Source organism: Spirosoma foliorum (assembly GCF_014117325.1).
Classification (GTDB): Bacteria; Bacteroidota; Bacteroidia; order Cytophagales; family Spirosomataceae; genus Spirosoma; species Spirosoma foliorum.
The window spans coordinates 6,763,139-6,780,480 of the sequence record NZ_CP059732.1; the positions used below are offsets into that span (position 1 = coordinate 6,763,139).

A 17,342-nucleotide genomic window follows, 5' to 3' on the forward strand; every position below is an offset into this window, starting at 1 on the left:
ATTAAATATTCGCACTTTCTACTCAATTTATCACCTTACTTGTAAAAGACATAAATCTGGTATTATCCAAATATTTTTTTAAAACTTGATCTAACTATAGGAAAATTGTATTTCCTGAGTATGGCACCAATACCTCGTCGAAACCAAAAATAACCCATAACCCAGTAACGCCCGGGCACATTAAAAAGGTGTTTATGCACTTGTTGCATCTCTTTATAACCACGCTTCATCTGGTTTTCGCTGATTCCATCACCCCCAAAATTACATATAATAATACGCATAGATTGGTGAGGGATACCCATCAAGGCTAGCTTCAGATTAAGCTTATAATCTGAAGCTATTCTCATAGTTTCGTCATATAATAAACTATCAAAAACCTCTCTTTTATAAAACATGCCTTGATGATGGACTTGATGGCGCATTAAATAAGGTGATCCAAAAAGAGGAGTAAGTATGTTCTCCTGCTTTACACAGTTAACATCACCAACGATTACTTTGGTACCTTTCTTTATTGATTTAATCTCTTCAGCTACTTTATGCAAAGTATATATTTCATGTAGTTCATCATCTGCACCCATAAAATAAAGCCATTTTCCGGAAGACAAATTAATCCCAGTATTTAATCCTTTGTATAATCCAGCTCCAGCTACTACATGTAGTTTTTTGTTAGGCATATAACATGCTTCAACAATACTTAAGGTATTATCTTTACTACCTCCATCTACAATAATTAATTCAAAATCTGCAAACAGTTGATTTTGAATACTTAATAAACAACGTTCTAAGGTTTCCCCACCGTTTAATATTGTAATAATAATCGATATTAGAGGCTCTTGATGTAAATGTCTCGTAGCTGAATTATTCTGATGCATAAATACAAGGTTACAATTTCAAAATTCTCGTAAAATCCGCAAGGAAATAACAGAATTTCATGATTTACGGTTTTTAAATCTTATTTTCAAGCATTTCCAAATAATGCACCATACAACCTAATAACCTAGTGTAATCAAATAGTGCTCTTTAAAACTGGATCAAATAAATTTAGTCCGGTGGGTCTAGAAGATATTATTTAAGAGCATTTCAAACAATGCTTACTATAAAACATCAATAAATTAAGATATTAAAAAAACAAGATATTCATAGTGAAGTTATAAAATAGCAAATCAGCGTATTCCAAATTTACACTCGGTGTCCATAAAGAAAATATCTGATTGCTTTTTGCATATAATACAAATTTAGAAACATGGAAAGAAAATTATTTTTAAGCTTATTTTTCACATAGCGTGTTCTTACTTGATTTGTTTCTTTTAAAGAACGGGATAATTCACTGCTAGCTCCACCAGTTGCACAGTCGGCTATAATTAAAGGCATATAATAAGTAAGCTTATTTTTAGTATAAACACGTAAATGTAGATCATATTCTGACACTATTTTAATTGTATCATCATAGCGATAATGCTTAAATAGTGAAGAATTATAAAATGCACTTTGATGATGTACTGTATTTTGCAGAATAGTTCTTGGACCCAGAAAGGAACGATAAAGATGGCCATTATCAAACATTATCTCCCCAAATACTATTGAATAATCGGCTTTTAAGTAAGGTTCTATTGTTCTTATTATATTTGGCCTTAAGGTATCATCACCCCCAATAAAATAAAGCCAATCGCCAGTTGCCCGGTTTATACCCTTATTCATAGCGTCATAAATACCTTTATCCGGCTCGCTGCACCAACCAGCAAGTTGGTCTTCATATTTGCGTATTAAGTCTATAGACCCATCCGTGCTTCCCCCATCAATTATCCAATATTCAGTTAACTCCTTATCTTGCCCTATAACACTTTGAATAGTAGCTTCCAAAGTGGGCAAAGCATTATACACAACTGTAATGATAGACACTAAGGGACGTCCCATAACTTAAAATTACCAATACCTACTTCCTTTCAGGCTAAAAGTGCCTTCTATTTAGAGCAAATCTTCTGTAAAGATAAACAGGTATTATTTTATGCACTACTTTTGATGAAAATGAGGTCAATTGGGTGCTTATAAGCTATCACATACTAGATGCATTAATTTTCTATTTAGTGAATTATATCTGTTGCCTTTGCAATGTTATTCACTTGGATGCAAGCTATGGCCACCATTTCGGTTTAAATAATATAACTTTAGAACAATTATTACTCTAAGAGTCTGTTAATAAGCTCTTTATTTATAATTGGCCTTAATCTCAGGTACTATGCGCAAGCATGAAGATCAACCAAAGGAATTTTCAGAAATACTTTCTTCTCCTAAAATCACAATAATTACAGCTGTATATAATGCCGAAAAATACCTAGATTCCTGTATATCCAGCATTTTAAATCAAACCTATAAGAATTTTGAATATATAATTATTGATGGTGGATCCACTGATAGTACTCTCTCAATCATTAAAAAGTATCAAAATCAGCTTACTCATTGGGTGAGTGAACCTGACAAAGGAATATACGATGCTTGGAATAAGGGATTAGCCAAGGCAAGTGGCGACTGGATTGCTTTTGTTGGAGCAGACGATCAATTGTATCCTGACGCTTTGTACTCATATGTACAGCACATTGTCCATCACCCTAATCAAAACATGTTAGATTTTGTCTCCTCACGCATAGAGTTAGTTAATATGGACCTATCTCTTATCGAAGTAGTTGGTGAGACTTGGGAGTGGGAGCGTTTTAGGCACCAAATGATTACCTGGCATGTGGGGACCTTTCACTCTAAACAATTGTTTATAAAATATGGTTTTTTCGACACTGAATATAAAATTTCAGGTGATTATGAATTGCTTCTTCGCGCAAAGAATCAATTAGTTACTTCATTTATTGATAAAATAACGGCTAAAATGCGTGTTGGTGGAGTAAGTAGTGTCAATCTTTTTAAAGCCAGCAGCGAAACATATCGAGCTAAAATAAAGAACGACGCAATTTCATTAGTAAAAGGAAACCTTTTAATGGTTTTTGATAAACTGCGTTTATTTATCAGGATATATATATAAAATAAAAATTAATGATTTATAATTCTCTGTAGGAATTTTTATGAGGAACAGCTATCCAAACCTTAGAAATGCTGTTATTAAAGGGATCTTGCGGTCAATTATTAAGTGATGTTACGCCAAAGCTAGTGTTTGGTTTAAGTTAAGTTGGTTTTTCAAGGCTGTTAGCTCAATGAAGGCCGCTTGCATGGCTTTTAGATAGAGTCGGCCTTTGAGAGCAAAATGATTCGTGGACTGTGCTAGGCGTAAGCGTTCCAATTTGACGTAGGCGCAAATGCTCGCAAACAGGTGATTAGTCTGAGTACGATGAGTACGAGCCGGCGATTTTTCTAGCGATGCGTTCTGTTTGAGCGATTTATGGTACTCCTCGATACCCCATCGTTTTTGATAGGTTGTCAGCAGTTGTTGGTAGGGCATCGTCACATCGGTACTTAACAGCAAGAGTTCACCGACTGACCCATCCTTGTTAGGGAGAATGTCGCCACAAATCGCTACCGGCTCTTGTACCGAGCGAATGAAGGCCGTCAGAACGGTGCCAGGTTGTAAGTTAAGCGGGCTGATTTTGACAAACTTACCATTAGCACGGTCGTGTTTGGAGAGAGCTACTTCCAGATTGGATTTGACGGCTCCCAAGTAGTGATGCTTTAGGCCCAAAACCAAATTGATATTGTCAGCGTTGGTGTACCAAGAATCGGCCAGCACATAGCGAAATGGAACCGCATTCTGATGGGCTTGGCGCACCATATCCTGGAACATCTGGTGTTTGGTTCGCTCCGAGCGCCAGATAATTTTACGAGTCTTTAAGTCGCACTGCTGGACTTTGATAACTGGCTCAAAACTCAGTGGGCACTGTCCTTTGGTGGTTTGATACAGTACACTGACAAAATTGATGCCCCGCACCTATTGGCCACTGGAATGGTCATAGTGGGTGGTTATCAGGCCGTTTTCGTCGCTATGCGGCTTATGAGCAATGCTGTCATCGGTTAATAGGACTCCGTCAGACTCTTGAATTTGTCGAATTAGTGGTTTGACATATTGCCACAACGTTCGGTTATTGCCCTGAAGTCGATTGAGCAGATCAGTCACTGCATCATGGCCTACCGCCCCATCGGTCAACCGAGATAGACCCGTTGCTGTGGTTTGGCCAAAACTACTGAGTAAGTAGTCGGTATAGAGATCGAGGGTTGTCTGCATACTCAAAATTAAACTAGCTACTCAATAGGTGGCGTAACATCAGTTATTAATCAATGAGTACTATTTAGCACTACAATAGTTATGTCTAATAATGTATAACTTCCAACTGTGAATTTGTAACAAAAATAATAGCATTCCTCGATCCGACCGGATCGTCGAAAATTACGTTCGATGACCGGTTTTTCAGGGCCATCTGCCAGGTAGAAATGGCCGTCTCAGCCTTTTTGGTCGAACTACTGAAGGCCTAACCGATTACTTTTTGGTAATTAATCCATGATAACGGTTAGACAGAGTCGCCCTTCACCAGCACGGAAAAGGCAAATCGGAAACCCATACCTGACCTGGATTTACGGGATCGAGCTGCTGGTTAAAATGATTTTCGGCCACAAAGTAAATGTTCTTTGAAGCCGTGACCGTAACCGCATATTTTTCTGAATGATACTTTTAAAGCTAGATTGCTTAATAAATTAAGTTACTCGAGGTCAAGATACTTTTATGCCTTAAGCGCCATGGTGTTTAGTAATTTAGGGCTTCCATATCTACCTTTATTAGCAGAAAATAAACTACTGATTAACTTGGTGATAGACTGATTTTCTCTTGCCTATTTAGGGAGTCCTGTGAATAACCAATAATACTTACTATGTCTCTTGTTTAGTACTTTACATATCACCTCAACCGAAACGGCGGTCCGTGAAAAACTACATTTGGTGAGCTTTTATAAATCCGAATATTTTCTTTTCCATCGTCTCTGGAGAAGATGCCAACCGCCTTTTTTTTAAATATCTCGTCGCTTCTGCAATCCGACTTAACTGGGCTTGCTTGAGCCGCACTATTTCTTGTTGTTCTGAGCTGAGCTGGGACCGGCTGACGATTCCGGTGCTATGAGCAGCCGCTCGTTCTTTACACTATGGGATCAATATCTGAGGAGTGATAGCCAGTTCTTGAGTCGTCTCTGTTAGTTAGCATTTAGCTTCTGATAACTCTAGGGCCAACTTCTTAAACTTTTAGTAATACTACCTTCTTGTGGTTTTCATAATTCATTAAGTTAGATGAAGCTTAACTTAATGTTCAGTCAAATGTAGCAGGTCTAGCTTAGTTATGACTTTGCATTTTGATCGATACCAAGTTGGCACAGCTCGCAGATTTTAGCAATTCTAACATAGTAATGTATCGACAATAAATTTAATAAAATAAATTTCATCTATATTATAATATTAAAGCGCAAACACGATTCAAACGAACTAAATATGTATATAGCTTGTTTAAGACAAAGTAAATTTCCCTTAGTTAGAGTTAAGAATATTATAAGTAAAATGAATAAAGAATTAAGTCAATATGGGTAATCTCCCAACTATTTCAAATATGAATGGAGTTAGTGTGGTCATATGCTGTTATAATAGTGCTCAACGTTTAACTAAAACCATTGAGCATATAGTCAAACAAGAAATTACTAGCGCTATAAAATGGGAACTCATTATTGTGGATAATAATTCGACAGATGATACGGCTGAAACAGCTAATTTAGTATGGACTGAATATAATATCACTAATATTAATTTCAAGATTGTATTTGAGGAAAAACAGGGGCTGAATAATGCAAGGCTAAAGGGTATAGCAGAAGCTACTTACGAATATATACTTCTTTGCGACGACGACAATTGGCTTTGTCCTACTTATATTGAAACTGCATATTCTATAATGACTAACAACCCTAATATTGGCGTATTAGGCGGTTTTAGCGAACCTATTAGCGAGTTTGGCTTACCTTTATGGTTTACTACTTTTCAATATGCTTATGCAGTTGGTGCTCAAAATTTGTATTCAGGAGATGTCTCATCACGAGGGTACCTATGGGGAGCAGGGATGATTTTTAAAAAATCTGTATTTACGAAACTACTTACCAGTGGTTTCAGATTCCAAGTATCAGATAGAAGTGGATCTAGTTTAGAATGTGGTGGGGATTCAGAGCTATGTAGATGGTTTTTGATCGCTGGATATCAATTATGGTATGACGAAAGACTGAAATTTAAACATTTTATACCTGCAAATAGATTAGAAAAAAAAATACGTTGACAAAATATTTGAAGGAATTGAAGTTTCAACTAAAAAATTAATCTATTATGACGCATTTATTCGCTACGGATTGGAACCTAGAACCTTAAAGACTATTCTAATAGCTGGGTTTCATCTCGTCAAATATTTAATAATTAGAAATAATTATTCAAGAGCCTGTGTATGTGCGCTTATACCATTTCAAGCAAATATTATTTTTGATAACCCTATTAAATCCATCATAGATGCTACACAAAAATATCGCAATAATCTTGTAAAATTATAAATAAAGAACAAATACTATAACTTTATATGTCAATTTTACAGAACATATTAACCTAATATTAATTTATTCTTATAATGATATTTATTTATTTCATTTTATAATTGAGGGGTAGGCATTATTGAAAAGCGGCTTTGAAGGCCTCCATGCTGCCTAATTCCTGTTGGTTAGTAAAATTATCGTACATCATCAACTGAACCGTGCAACTAGCCACCAATAAATAAGCACTGACTCGATCTAGGCCTTTGTAAGGGAGTGGATTAGTGGCCGTTAGTTGAGTCAGTTCTTTGATATAGGCAAAATTGGGCTCAATCGAAGGCTTGCGTCGGCTGTAGGTCAAACGACCCACTACACTGCCAGCCATGTCATTATAGTACTTGGCGAAAGCACTCATCCGCTGGGTGCGCTTGAAAAGGCAAGGCGTAGTAACTAACTGCTGGTAGATCGCCTTCAGGAAATGGTGGGCAAAGTAGCCACTATCGGCCAAAACCATACCCAGCCGTTGTTGCAAAGACGCAATCAGGGTCTGTAGTAGGGTATAGTCTTTGGTGGATGCCGTTGTTACGGTGGCCATCAGGGGAAATCGATAGCGATTATAGATCAGGTGGAGGCCATAGCCAAAGCGCCAGCCGTGATAGTCGCTTTTGGCCCAAGATGCCTCTGTATCAATACTAGGATGTGGAACCACCTTGAGCAGCATGTGTTTTTTGTGCCACAACCCACCCAGGGCTCGAAACACGCTTTTGTCGGCAAAGCTACAAGCGTAGGAATGATTCAGTTGCTGACATTGGTCAGCAATGGCGGGCATGAGTTGCTGAATCAGAGCCGGTAGAGCCAGAAAGCGTCTGCGGATGGTCTTACGGTCAGGGGGCTGTTGCCAACCCAGCAGGGCATAGTTGGCTTTGGCCCACCGGTGCATGGCGGCAAAAGGGTGAATACGTTTAAGGAGCATGAGCATAAAAAATAGCAGAAATGAAATACTCGAATAAGTTTGAGGTTTCCCCCGTTTGGGCTTTTGATCGGCTGTTGGTAGCCAACAGGTGTTTAGAAAGTCCGACAAATACAGTAATTTGGCTTGCATGAAACCGCGGGTGTAATTGGATTGATTTGGCCATCAACCCTTTAACATTCGCTGGTTCCTATTTATGCCCATCCCTCATTTTATAATTGAGAGACGCAGATTCAAGTTAGAAGTTCAATTCCCCGTTGTAAAGTGCAATGGATTGAAGTTAAAAAGCCTAATGATTTGTTAAATCAGTGGTTGAGTTGATCTCGAAACCAAGATACGTCGCTAGGTTTGACAGTTCTAATTCGACACCCTTTGGGGACATATTGCCTAGTAACTCCATTGGTGTGTCCTCTTTCCCTAATCCGTAACCAATTGATATTGCTGTAGCTCCTCCGCCTGATATACGCTATCAGTGGTACAATACTTTACGTAGAGGCCCTTTCAAGCGAGTCCCTTCGTGCGGTTATACTGATTTCACCACCATGGACTTTCAACAAAATAATGGACAAAAGTTTAAGCAACATTTTTGAATTGTCTACTACTATATTCAACAGGTGATAAATACTCTAAAACAGAATGTCTTCGTCGCCGGTTGTAACGCTCTTTAGGTTTAAGGGCATTAAGTTACATGACTATCCTGGAGTCGCATAACGATGTAAATCTAAAGGCCCGTGCGCTCGTGCCGCTTCCTAGTTTTCATGGTTCACTAAGTTGGTAATGCTCCACTTCGTGTCCAGTCAAATGTAGCAAGTCCACTTCTATCGTGAATCATTTTTTCGCTAGCGTTTGGGGTTAACCAGCCTACGGAGGGCGAGTTAGTTTTGAGAATTGTTTGCGGGGCCGCCCGTACGGTCATGGCTTTGCATTTTGGTCGGTACAAAGTTGACACCACTCTGAGCCTTTTTCAATTCCTCAACACGCCCTAAAAATCGTTAATATTACAAAATATCCTTGTTGATTACAACAACATTTTCACCGCTTAATTTAAGGCTATAATTTTGAAAAGCTTTGTTTATGGCAGCAAAAAAAGGCTTTGAGCATCCATCTTCCATCCAATCATGAAGCTCAATAATTATGGCCTTTGTTTTAGGTAACCAACTTAAATAATTATCACTAAACAAATATTTTTCTGCTGATTCAATGTCTAACTTCAATAAATCGATTCGTTCTAAGTTAAACTCAGTTAGAATATTATCAATCGTAATAGTATCAATCGTATGGGTATTAGTAACTTGTTCTTTACTAGCATCAATTTCCTCAGTAACCATTGCCCATTTACCCATATTGTACTTATCACTTATACTTAATCTTGTCGACCGTGGCCACAAACCTGCTTTTATTATATGGATATTAGTATAGTGGAGTAGATTTTCTCTCAACGCATCTACATTATCCTTATCCGGTTCAACGGCAATAATTGTAGCATTTGGAAATTTATTTTTAAAATATATGCTTGCTAAGCCAATATTAGCCCCACCATCAATAATCGTCTTTGGTTCAAAGCCCAAATCAATATCGAATTCCTTATATACAAAAACTTGAGAAAACACTTCTCTATCAGAAGTATTAGGACGCAAAATAATTGGGTGTTTAAAATTTCGAATTTTCAACGCTGTTTTTTTCTTTATTGAGGTTCCTTGAAAAAACAAAACAACGCCCTTGGATAAACCTAAAGATTTAACCAAGTGAAGTAGAATTTCTAATCGGTAAAGCATATTGCGATCAAAAGGTTTGAGCTATGATGATAACATAAAGTGAGTACCAACTTCTCTTTAAAGGTTTTCCATTTCCATATTAGATACAAGGGTACTATTAAAAACCAAACTAACTAGTATCAATAATTTACAATCTTACTTCCTATATTTTTCCATTATGCATAGTTTGGACCACATACATTAATATAGCTTTAATGGGTAGATCATTCTAAATAAAAATTGCAATATCTATTATAAAAATGAACCATTGATTTATTGCATTTAATTACTTAGTTCTAGCTATCAAATATAATAAACTATACAACATTATCATAATTAATAATGTTATTAGATTTTATTATCTGCAGGAAGGCATATAAAGTATTAGCTATAGCTTGTATAACAGCAACAAAAATACTTAGTACCAATACGCCTTGGAGTGATGAAACATCTATAAAAGCAACACCACTTGCAATTGTAATAGTATTAATAGCAATAGAAATAATAGGATTTAGAATCCACCCTCTACTTGTATACAGATTAAAAGCAGATCCAGAAAATAAATTAATACAACTAGTTATTGTTATTAGCAATGCCTCTTTTCTTAATGCCGAGTATTTAGGGCCTAATATCCATAATATCTCAGTAGAAAATACCCAAAAAATTCCAATAATAGCAGCACTTACGATTAACCACCCTATCTGTATTTTTATAAAGTAATTTAGAAGGATTGTCTGATCTTTAGGTAATCTGGCGTAGCGTGGAAGAATGATTATACTAAATAGTAAAGTTAAGAGTCCAGGTAATAGCGCAATACGACCAAGAGCTCCAATCTGAGCAACTGCTAGTGTAGAGCCAAAAGCAGAAACTAGCCAAATTGTGATTTGACCTGAAAAACAGTGGTAAATAGAACTAGGTAATTGGCGTTTAACAACTGCTAAAATTGCCGCCCGGATAATAAGATCTGATTTTTGTTCTTGTTTAGCATGTTTGTCAGATATTTTCTTTAAGTTAACATTAGCCCATAATTGAGAAATTCCACTGGCAAGTAAGGCCAAAAAAGCCCACGGAAAAAAATATATTATTGTAAAGGTAAGCACTAGACGTACTAAATGTAATTTAACCTGATTCTTTTGCAATGGGGCAATATCTTGCTTGAGTTTGGGAGCAATTTCAAGCAACTCCCCAGTAAGAGCGGATAAAAATGCAGGTATAAGAGAAAAAATAATTATTAAAGACGTAAACCAACTTGCATCGTGATGAAGCAATTGATATAGTAGTAAAGGAACAGAAATAATAAGGCTCGCAATTGCAAATTTTTTCCTTAAATCAAGGCCAACAGCTAATACGGTTCCTAGTTTTACACGGTCTTGCCAAACTTTTCCTCCCTGCGACATTACTCCTGCAGCAATTCCACTATCCGCTAGAACTATCATAGTCATAAGCATTGAATTAGCTAGGGTATATAATGCATATTCTTTTGTCGAAAATAGACGAATTATTAAAATACCACTTATCGCTCCTACTCCCTGCACTACTATTTGAGCAGAGCTGGTGATAGTAATTAATTTAATCCATTCTAATGCTTTAGGGTTTTTAATAGTAGCCCGAATATTTTTAGACATTGAGTTTAAAATTATTAATAATAAGTAAAGCAGAATGAATACTCCATAAGTATTAATAGTCCAATTGCGTTTTTTTGTGAAAGAAAATGCATAATTAGCTTAGGTTATATTCTTTACACACGATATTAACGTTAACAATTATTTATAATAAATACCTTTGAGCCTACTTCAGTAAGTTTCTAAAACATAAAGATGGTTAACAAAAAACGATTATAGGTTTTGTATCTTTTCCTTATAGCTAATATGTTATTATACCAGCTAACTAACTTTAGATCCATTCAAAAAAAATTTCAAATATTTTTTTGTCATAAATAAAATTTATGTAAATAGTCCAATTGCTCTTTCAATATATTATTAATCCTATTATACTCATAACCGGGAAATATTATCTATTAAAGCTGCTCAATTTATGAATATTGCTTGAATAATTAAACGCTCATCAGCTACCAAGTTTGCTCTCATGTTAAACTTCCGACAGTATAATATTTTTTCAAATGATTGTGGCTAGCCATAACGCTTAAAGTTTATCATTCTGAAGTTTATTGCAATTCTTGTAGCAATCTATTTAAAATCATTGTCCAGTTTAATTACGCAATAGGAAGTTTTAAAACTCTATTATTTACAGCACGTGAAAGTGTTAATTGGGTATGAAATCTAATAGTCAAATTAGTTTTTCATATAGCTCCAAAGTTTCATTAATTGTATGTTGCCAGGAAAATCGTCGCAATTCTTGTTGTCCATTTTGAATTAAGTTATTTCTTAGCTCATCGTCCAATATGACGCGTTCGACATTTGTGGCCATGGATTCCGAATCTGTCGGGTCAAAATATAATGCACCTTTACCAGCAACTTCTGGAAATGAACTGGTATTACTTACAATACAGGGACAATTACAAGAAAAAGCTTCTAAAATAGGAATACCAAAACCTTCATACAAGGAAGGAAATACAAAAGCAATTGCCCCGCCGTATAGATGTGGCAACAAAGTATCATCAATTAATTGATGTTCTACTAATCCATTTAGTGATAATGCTCTGATTACGTCATGCTCATTACTTGTAAAACTGCCACCACCTGCGCAAACAAGGACAATTTGGTAACGAATAAGTATGTAGGCAATAGAGCGTAAAAATGGAATAAAGTTTTTGTACCCAGTTCTATTACCAACAAATAATAGATAAGGTCTATTGTTATTTTTATAAGTAGTTTCTAAAATTTTTTTTTGGGAAAATGGAGTACTAAGGTAAATAACTGTAATTTTTTTTGGGTCGATATTTAAGATATCAACCATATCCCGTTTAGTGCTTTCAGATATCGCTACTAGATGAGATGCATATTGTGCTATCTTCTTCTTTTGACCAATAATCAACGTATCAGCCGATAGCTCAACAAACTGATGAGATAATCGCTCATATGTCATGTCATAAAATGTAGTTACATATGGCTTATGGCTTGTATAATTCTTTAAAAAATCACTAAAATACGTAGCATGATATATATCATAATTAGTAAGTTTAGCGTTTACTATATTGAATATTTTATTTGACTGAGAAAGTAATCGATACCTTTTTGGAAATGGATATGGTAATACGGGAATTTTATATTCACGTAAATGAATATTGTTAGACCAAAGTAAAGAAAGATGAGCATTATGATGCTCATCTTTATTAATTCCTTTTATTAACTCACAGTAGTATCTAGATATACCTCCGTAGTTCTGAAGAGAAAAAGCCTGATGGTCAAAAAAAATATTCATATTCCTTCAAAGATATTTCTTGCTAAGACATAATTCGATTAGAATACTTATATTGCCACTAAACAAAAGGTTATATATTAGAGCAATTGTTAAGTGCTTTATCCAGCAAGTAAATATGTCAAAATTGCAGAAATAGTGGAGACATAATTATTTGCCAATAATTGTGTCTCCACTAGTCGATCCCATAACCATTTGCCTTGCTACTTCACTCATCGTAAATTGAGCCTTCCATTCCAAATTCCTTAAGGCTTTAGCTGGATTAGCGTGACCTTCTGCAATATCAGTCGGTCGGAAAAAGGACTTATCAGTATGCACATGGTTTTCCCAGCAGAGACCAACCGTTTCAAATACAACGCGAATGAAATCACTTAATTTATGTGTTTTGCCTGTAGCAATTACATAATCATCCGATTGGTTTTGTTGCAACATAAGCCACATCGCTTCTACGTAGTCTGGAGCCCATCCCCAATCACGCGCGATATCAATATTACCTAACGTCAATATTTCGTTACTTCCATTAGCAATCCTACAAGCCGCAGCTACGATCTTCTGCGTCACAAATCGTTCTGGTCTTAGGGGAGATTCATGGTTAAATAGAATACCTGTACTAGCATGAATTTGATAGGCTTCTCTATAATTAGCTACTTGCCAGAAGGCCGCTGCTTTTGCAACACCATATGGGCTCCGTGGTCGAAAAGGCGTGTTTTCATCGGCTGTTAAACTACCTGTATCGCCAAAACATTCACTCGAACCTGCATTATAAAACTTAATGGGCTGATTTGTAAATCGGATAGCTTCAAGGAGATTAAGCGTACCAACACTAATACTTTCAAGCGTCTCTACGGGTTGCTCAAAAGAAAGACCTACCGAGCTTTGACCAGCTAGGTTATATACTTCATCAGGTTTAACTTTTAGGAGCGTTTGCAACACACTTCTAAAGTCATTTATACTAATAGATACGAATTGAATAGAAGAGCGGATCCCTAAACGCTCCAGATTTTTAAAAGAAGACATTTGGGCATCTCGGGAGCCTCCTACTACTTTATAGCCTTTTTCAAGTAATAATTTCGCTAAATAGGCTCCGTCCTGACCCGAAACTCCACAAATTAAGGCTGTTTTCATGCACTTTGGAGGGATTTGGATTTAGCAATCAATCGAATGTCTCGAACTAAGGCAACCATTATGCTTATAACAACCCCAATTACGATAGAGCCTAACATGATAAATGTTCGCTTGGGACCTGTTTTACGAAGTGGTACAGTTGGTGGCTCTAATATTTTAAATATTGGCGTTTCTTCCTGTACTTTAATTTTAGCCTGTTCTAATTGCTTTGACAATTCATTATAAACTGATTGCTCAAGTAAATAGTCCGCCTGAAGCCTCTGCTCGTCTATTTTAGCAGTATTTAAAAACAGATTCCTATTTCGATCCCTATAAGTTGATAAAGTATATTCAGCGGATTGATAACGACTTTTTGCTTCTTTCACGCGATCTTCAAGGAAGGCAACTTGTTTACTAGCTTTTTCCGTACGATAGGTAATGATATAGTTCGTGAGATAATTGAGAGATGCGCGAGAGATAGTAGCTACAACCATAGGATCACGCTCGGTAGCAGTAATCGTTAATATACCTGTTTTCTTATCATACATTCCTAATACACTAGCCTGGACTGATTTAATCAGTGCATCTTCTTCTTTCGTGACTTGTAAAGCATCCTCAAAGTTCTTCAACTTATTTTTACCATCATTTTTTTCTTCTTTATTGCCAGCAAATAAACTCATAAGCTTGCCAATAAAACTATTTGATCCAACACGCCCAATATATTCTTTCAAAGGCATTTTTGCCTTTAATTCTAGTGAATAAACTGGATGGTTTAATAAATTTAATGCAAAGGGAATACTTTGCAATATATTCGGGTAAAGATCTGGTCGAATAGCGTCCACTGAATTCATGTTGTCAAGGCTAATGCCGGCTAATCCAGCCAAAGAACCTAAACCACCTAAACCATTAGCACCTCTTGCCTGAAATTCAGGCATTACCGTAACTTGAGCTGTATATATATTAGGCTTAGAAAACGCATATAATGCGCCGATTAAAAGCCCTATTAAAGCACCTATTAGTATTCGTCGGCGACTATTCTTTAAAAATTCTGTAATATCGCTCAACCGAATCTCGATTTCGCCTTCTTCAGCATCTTTCTTTCTTGAAGTTTCTGTAATAGACATAATAAAATGAGAAAGCAATTCTTAACGAAGAAGAATATTAACAAGGGCGATCGAAACAGTTGTCAATAGTGACAGAATTCCAAGCCGTTCCGCAGTACTTAATTTATTACTTTCCAGAGGCTTAAATGGGACCACAATTGTTGATCCTGGGTAAACTTTAGGTCGGAATGAAAAAAAGAGGAAGTGATGTGTTCTTGCTTTGCGACCATTGGGATAAACTATATATGCTTTACTTTTTCGAGCATTATCGGTAGTACCTCCTGCCTCACTGATATAATCCCCGAACTTGTAGTCCTCTTTATAACTAACAGCCGAAGAGTTTAAAACAGCGCCTTCTACACCTACTATTTCTGGTCGTTTGGGAATATATAAGGTGTCTTGTGCCCTAAGCAAAAGGTTTTCTTCAATTCCCGAATCCGTAAGAATTCTACTTAAGTCATTCCCAATAATAATACCCTTTCGTTTGAATTGAGCGCCCGTAATATATGCCTGTGGCTTTAGGCCACCCGCCCGCTTAATAAGGTCACTAATACGCTCTTCCCTACTAAAAATAGAATAGTTGCCGGGCTGCATAATTTCCCCATATACATAAACTTGTTGCTGTTCTTCGTAATTGGGCGATGTACGGATATATACAATATCGAAAGGCTTAAGCTTAAACTCAGCAGAAGTCCCAGAATCACTCTTCATGGACGTGATCTGTAGGTTTCTATCAATCGCGAATCGATAAATTTCTAATTTGGTAGCTCGAATACCTGCAGAATCTTGTCTTATACGCCGGGCAACTTCAACCAGGTTAGGTTTAGCACCTTCTTGGAATCCTCCAGCCTGAGCAACCAAATCGGCTACGCTCATATTTGCAACAAACTCAATACTATCCGGCAGGTTAACAGCCCCTTCAATTATAACGTAGTATTTCTCACGAAGATCACGGATGGATAGAACAGTTAAACTATCTTGCCGCATCAGCGGAATATCGGCAATTTCACCTCGCATTAGTTTACCCAAATCAAAGGACAGATTTTCTCTATCCATATCAGGACGCTCACGCATAATTGAGGCCCGATTGGTAAATGCATCTTTACGAAGCCCATCAGCGCGATTGATAAGCTGACGAACCGTTTCTAGACCTGGCTCAAGTGAATAATCGCCAGGGCGCATAACAGCTCCGGCTACTTGAACTCGGTTTTCATAACGCTCTAATATTTTCCCTACTTCGTATTTATCACCTCCTTGCGGAATAAAAGCTCCTATTTGATCTTCGCTAATTGTAACAATGCGCCGTTCACGACTGGTGTTTCTTCGAAGTGTAATTGAGGCTCGGTAAGCATCGTCAGCGAAGCCGCCTGCAAATCCCAAAACAGTTTTCAGAGTCTCCCCTGGAAGTACTTCAAAAATAGCTGGACGACGTACTTGACCCTTTAATTCAACATGGGTCTCATAATCGGCAACCCGAATGACATCCTGATCACGGAGTTGAATGTTGTCCCGTTGGTCTGCCCGTAGAATATAATCGTATAGGTCAATGGTACGTACCACTCGATTTCCACGGATCACACTTATTTTACGAAATGATCCTGTTTCTGGATTGGGCCCTCCGGCCAGGTAAAGCGCATTAAATGCTGAACCTAGAGAAGATATTGTATATGTTCCGGGGCGAACTACTTCACCTACCAGCGTCACCCGAATGCTACGAATATTAGTCAATGTGATATTGGCACTTGTGCCACTACCAGCTGTACCTAAACCCTGATAACCTCCCTTTCGCAAGCGATCAATAATACGCTGTTCTGCCTGCTCAATTGTCAGACCACTCACAAAAATGGGAGCCAGATCAGGAATTTTCACAGTACCATCTGGGCTAACCTTCAATTCAAAGTTCCCAGTTGATGCACCGGAAATGTCAATTTTAATTTCATCGTCGGGACCAACTACATAATTCCTTGGCGTAGCGATGCGTAAATTCGGCTCAAATGACAGATTGGCATTCTCAAATAAAGAAGCGCCAAACACGCGGAGTTTTTTGCTTGTATCCTTACGTGTTATAGTTAATGAATCGGTTCGCCGAGAAAGGTCTGGAGGCAATGTTCTCCCCGTTTGTTTGTCAATTACAGACTGACTCAATGGACGAGAACTCTGGGCGCGAAGAGCGGTAATTCGCTTCCGCATTTTAGCAATATCATCGAGTGTATATCCCTGCGACATGGCAGCCTGTTCGATCTGAGCTTCACTAAGACCACTGGCCTGTGCCCGTTCATAAAAGTTCTGTACATCTTCGTCACTTAACTGATCTACCCTGGATCGGGTTGCTGCCTGAGCAGATGCCTGATACGATCCTGTCAGTGCTAATAGTAGGAAAACAGCAGGATAGAAGAGAATACAATGGATAAAATGTGACAATTTGTCCTTAGTACGCATGAAGACTGGCGGTTGGGCCAAAATTTGAACTGCAAAAGTAATAGATTCTTGTTAAAACTCC

General features: G+C 37.2%; 11 protein-coding genes and 1 pseudogene. 2 read left to right on the forward strand and 10 right to left on the reverse strand.

Going from position 1 to position 17,342, the window contains the following annotated elements; all coding sequences use genetic code 11:
- Positions 1-62: 62 nt before the first annotated feature.
- Positions 63-872, reverse strand: coding sequence for a glycosyltransferase (locus H3H32_RS28485; protein WP_182459124.1), 810 nt, complete (start codon positions 870-872; stop codon positions 63-65).
- A gap of 307 nt (positions 873-1,179) precedes the next feature.
- The gene (locus H3H32_RS28490) at positions 1,180-1,914 is read right to left on the reverse strand and encodes a glycosyltransferase family 2 protein (protein ID WP_182459125.1); all 735 of its coding nucleotides are present in this window, start codon (positions 1,912-1,914) and stop codon (positions 1,180-1,182) included.
- A gap of 322 nt (positions 1,915-2,236) precedes the next feature.
- On the opposite strand from H3H32_RS28490, the gene H3H32_RS28495 reads away from it, so the two are divergent.
- Positions 2,237-3,028 (forward strand): glycosyltransferase family 2 protein, encoded by a 792-nt coding sequence (locus H3H32_RS28495; protein WP_182459126.1) that lies wholly within the window; start codon positions 2,237-2,239, stop codon positions 3,026-3,028.
- 111 nt (positions 3,029-3,139) lie between these two features.
- Here H3H32_RS28495 and H3H32_RS28500 read toward each other — a convergent pair.
- Positions 3,140-4,219, reverse strand: a pseudogene (locus tag H3H32_RS28500) (IS701 family transposase).
- A gap of 1,362 nt (positions 4,220-5,581) precedes the next feature.
- On the opposite strand from H3H32_RS28500, the gene H3H32_RS28510 reads away from it, so the two are divergent.
- Positions 5,582-6,292 (forward strand): glycosyltransferase, encoded by a 711-nt coding sequence (locus H3H32_RS28510; RefSeq protein ID WP_182459127.1) that lies wholly within the window; start codon positions 5,582-5,584, stop codon positions 6,290-6,292.
- 380 nt (positions 6,293-6,672) lie between these two features.
- On the opposite strand, the gene H3H32_RS28515 is transcribed toward H3H32_RS28510, so the two are convergent.
- The 7 genes from H3H32_RS28515 to H3H32_RS28545 form a co-directional block, all read right to left on the reverse strand.
- Positions 6,673-7,635 carry a transposase gene (locus H3H32_RS28515; RefSeq protein WP_182459128.1) on the reverse strand — a complete coding sequence of 321 codons (963 nt, stop codon included), beginning with the start codon at positions 7,633-7,635 and terminating at the stop codon, positions 6,673-6,675.
- A gap of 866 nt (positions 7,636-8,501) precedes the next feature.
- A complete protein-coding gene (locus tag H3H32_RS28520) occupies positions 8,502-9,278 on the reverse strand; it encodes an FkbM family methyltransferase (RefSeq protein WP_182459129.1) in 777 nt (258 codons plus the stop codon).
- Positions 9,279-9,574: 296 nt separating this feature from the next.
- The gene (locus H3H32_RS28525) at positions 9,575-10,882 is read right to left on the reverse strand and encodes a lipopolysaccharide biosynthesis protein (RefSeq protein WP_182459130.1); all 1,308 of its coding nucleotides are present in this window, start codon (positions 10,880-10,882) and stop codon (positions 9,575-9,577) included.
- Positions 10,883-11,543: 661 nt separating this feature from the next.
- A complete protein-coding gene (locus H3H32_RS28530; protein WP_182459131.1) occupies positions 11,544-12,638 on the reverse strand; it encodes a glycosyltransferase family 4 protein in 1,095 nt (364 codons plus the stop codon).
- 147 nt (positions 12,639-12,785) lie between these two features.
- A complete protein-coding gene (locus H3H32_RS28535; RefSeq protein WP_182459132.1) occupies positions 12,786-13,760 on the reverse strand; it encodes a GDP-mannose 4,6-dehydratase in 975 nt (324 codons plus the stop codon).
- Complete coding sequence (locus H3H32_RS28540) at positions 13,757-14,863, reverse strand: GNVR domain-containing protein (protein WP_182459133.1); 1,107 nt, start codon at positions 14,861-14,863, stop codon at positions 13,757-13,759. The genes H3H32_RS28535 and H3H32_RS28540 overlap by 4 nt, the downstream gene beginning before the upstream one ends.
- A 21-nt stretch (positions 14,864-14,884) precedes the next feature.
- A complete protein-coding gene (locus tag H3H32_RS28545; RefSeq protein WP_182459134.1) occupies positions 14,885-17,281 on the reverse strand; it encodes an SLBB domain-containing protein in 2,397 nt (798 codons plus the stop codon).
- Between the last annotated feature and the right edge of the window lie 61 nt (positions 17,282-17,342).